4 protein-coding genes are annotated in these 2587 nt (G+C 72.2%); 3 read left to right on the top strand and 1 reads right to left on the bottom strand.

Annotated elements, in window-relative coordinates:
• Positions 1–215: 215 nt before the first annotated feature.
• Positions 216–998 carry a lipopolysaccharide kinase InaA family protein gene (locus PHC73_RS04165; RefSeq protein WP_300124825.1) on the top strand — a complete coding sequence of 261 codons (783 nt, stop codon included), beginning with the start codon at positions 216–218 and terminating at the stop codon, positions 996–998.
• A 33-nt stretch (positions 999–1031) separates the two neighbouring features.
• Here PHC73_RS04165 and PHC73_RS04160 read toward each other — a convergent pair whose 3' ends face one another.
• Complete coding sequence (locus tag PHC73_RS04160) at positions 1032–2012, bottom strand: hypothetical protein (RefSeq protein WP_300124823.1); 981 nt, start codon at positions 2010–2012, stop codon at positions 1032–1034.
• 36 nt (positions 2013–2048) lie between these two features.
• Between PHC73_RS04160 and PHC73_RS04155 the strand changes: the two genes are divergently transcribed.
• Together PHC73_RS04155 and PHC73_RS04150 are read left to right on the top strand one after the other, a co-directional pair.
• Positions 2049–2285, top strand: coding sequence for a succinate dehydrogenase assembly factor 2 (locus tag PHC73_RS04155; RefSeq protein ID WP_300124821.1), 237 nt, complete (start codon positions 2049–2051; stop codon positions 2283–2285).
• The coding region (locus PHC73_RS04150) for a hypothetical protein (protein ID WP_300124819.1) at positions 2278–2587 on the top strand (310 nt) is incomplete at its 3' end. The genes PHC73_RS04155 and PHC73_RS04150, both read left to right, overlap by 8 nt.

Genomic DNA, 2587 nt, shown 5'->3' with positions numbered 1-2587 from the left:
TGGATAGAGTACCTGGCTACGAACCAGGCGGTCGGGAGTTCGAATCTCTCCGGGCGCGCCATTTCCGAAAAAAAAAGCCTGGGCGGTTTCCCCGTCCGGGCTTTTTTGTGCCTGCAAGATGGTGGCTGAATGACGTCCCCGACCGCGACCATCGATCCATCCACGGCCCCGCCGGCGGGGCGGGCCGTTGGCCGTCAGCGGGCGCAGCTGTGCCGGTGAGCTGGCAGCAGCTTCACGTATCGCCCGACTGGGCGGCGGTGTTGGGCGCCCAGGGACTGGATCGCTTCGAGGCCTGGTGGGCGCTGCAGCTGGACGAGGTCGAGCCCGGCAACCGGCGTCGGGGCGGCTGGAGCACGGTATTCCGTCATGGCCTGGACGGCGCCGGCGGGCTGTTCGTCAAGCGTCAGGAAGACCACGTCTACCGCTCGCTGCGCCATCCGCTGCGCGGCCGGCTGACCGCCGAGCGCGAGTTTCGCGTCCTGCAGCGCTGTCTGGCCGCCGGTGTGGCGGTGGCGCAGCCGGTGTTGTATGCCGCGCAGCGGGATGGCGGTCACCAGCGCGGTGTGCTGGTGACGCGCGAGCTGGCGGGCTATCGAGCGCTCGTGGATGTGGTGGACGACTGGCAGCGTTCGGGTTGGCCTGCGCGGGCCACGCGCGAGCGGCTGCTGCGGGCGGTGGCTGATGTGCTGCGCCGGCTGCACGCGCTGCACCTCGAGCACCGCTGTCTGTATCCAAAGCACGTGATGGTGCATGTCGCCTGGCTGGCCGGCGAGCTGGACGACGTGGCGGCGCCGGTGGCGCTGATCGACCTCGAAAAATGCAAGCGCCGCTGGCGGCGCGCGGACTGCGTGCGGCGCGATCTCGATACGCTGAACCGGCGCAGCGCCGGCTGGTCGCGGACCGACCGGCGGCGTTTTCTGGGTTACTACCTCAGCGCCGGTCGGCGGCTGGATGCGGCCGGCCGGCGGCTGTGGCGGCAGCTTGCCCGGCGTAGCTGACGTCGGCCGGTTCGGGCCCGCGGCGGGCGCGGATCAGCCGGCGGCTTCGGCCGCGTCATCCAGCGCATACGGCAGCGGCAGCCGCTCGAGCGGCTGCCCGTCCGGCAGGCGCAGGCCGTCTTCGGCGGCCGTGACCTGCAGCACGGCGAGCAGGCGGCAGCCGGCCGCTGCGGGCGCGGCATCGACCACGGTGCCGACCTCGTGGCCTGCGGCGTCCAGCACGGCGCTGCCCGCAGTTGGCGTGGCGCCGGCCGCCCGCAGGCGGTACATGCGCCGCGACGGCTTGCCCAGGTAGTGCATGCGCGCCACGATTTCCTGGCCCGGGTAGCAGCCTTTGCGAAAGCTGACGCCGCCGACGCGCTCGAGGTTGACCATTTGCGGCACGAAGCTTTCGAGCGTGGCCGCGTAGATGGTCGGCAGTCCGGCGTCGATGTCCAGCAGCAGCCAGGCCGCGGCCGGCGCGGCGGTGGCGGTGCCGGCCAGCGCCGCCCACAGCGCCGCCGCCTCGCCATCCGGCACGCACAACGCAAAGCGCTCGATCGGCGCGGGCAGGCGCAAGATCGATGTCTCGCCGCGCGCGACCACGGTGTCGACCTCACCCGGCACCGGCAGGCCGGCCTGCCGCAGGCAGTCGGCCGCGCGCGGGCCGGCCACGCCGAGCAGGCTGACATCCTCGCGCCGGTGCAGCGCGACCCGGCTGCGCAGCACGAACATGCGCAGTCGCTTGAGCACCGCATCGGCGGTGTCGGCGGGCAGGACGAGCTGCCAGCGGTCGTCCATGCGCCACAGCCGCGGCACCGCGTACAGGCGTCCCTTGGCGTTGCAGTAGCCGGCCAGCCGGCTGCGGTCGGCCGGCAGGCCCTGCACGTCGTTGCTGAGCTGGGCGTGCAAAAAGGCGGTGGCATCGGCGCCGCTGGCCTCGAGCACGGCCAGATGCGTGAGCGGCATCAGCAGAGCATCGGCGGTCGCTGGCGTGTGCGGGACCGCTTCGGGTAGAACCGGTGTCCAGGCCACGTGGCCTCCATCGGCGAAAGAAACGGGGAATCGAGAATGCTTTCGGATTCTACGCTGCGCTGGCGCTGTCGCCGCGGCAAAAAGGAACTCGATCTGCTGCTGGCGAGGTTTCTGGAGCGCCATCTGGCGGACCTGGACGAGGTCCAGCGCGCGGCCTTCGAGCGGCTGCTGGCGCTCGAGGACGAGGACCTGCTCGACCTGATCTTCGCCCGGACGCGCAGCGCCGATCCGGCCGCCGCGGCGGTGCTGCGTCGGCTGGCCAACGGTGCATGATCTTGCGTTAACGCGCTCGGTCGGGCTGGCGGCGCTGGCCGTCGTCCTGCACCTGGGCGGCTTGCTGGCGCTGTGGTACGTGCTGCCGCTGCCGGCCTGGCCGCTCGCCGCGCTGCTGCTGGGCACCGCGCTGTGGCGGGCGCTGGCGTGCAAGTCTGGCGATGTGTGCCGCGCGCAGGGGCAGCTCGACGGGGAATGGACGCTGACGCGGCGTGATGGTCGGCGCGAGACCGGCTGGCGGGTCGACGCCCGGCGTGCGGTGTGTCACCCCTGGCTGGTGATCCTGCCGCTGCGCCGTGGCC

Origin of the sequence: Immundisolibacter sp. (assembly GCF_028696615.1) — a bacterium.
GTDB lineage: Bacteria > Pseudomonadota > Gammaproteobacteria > Immundisolibacterales > Immundisolibacteraceae > Immundisolibacter.
The sequence above is the reverse complement of the archived record's forward strand: the minus strand, read 5'-3'. Positions and strand labels throughout refer to the sequence as shown.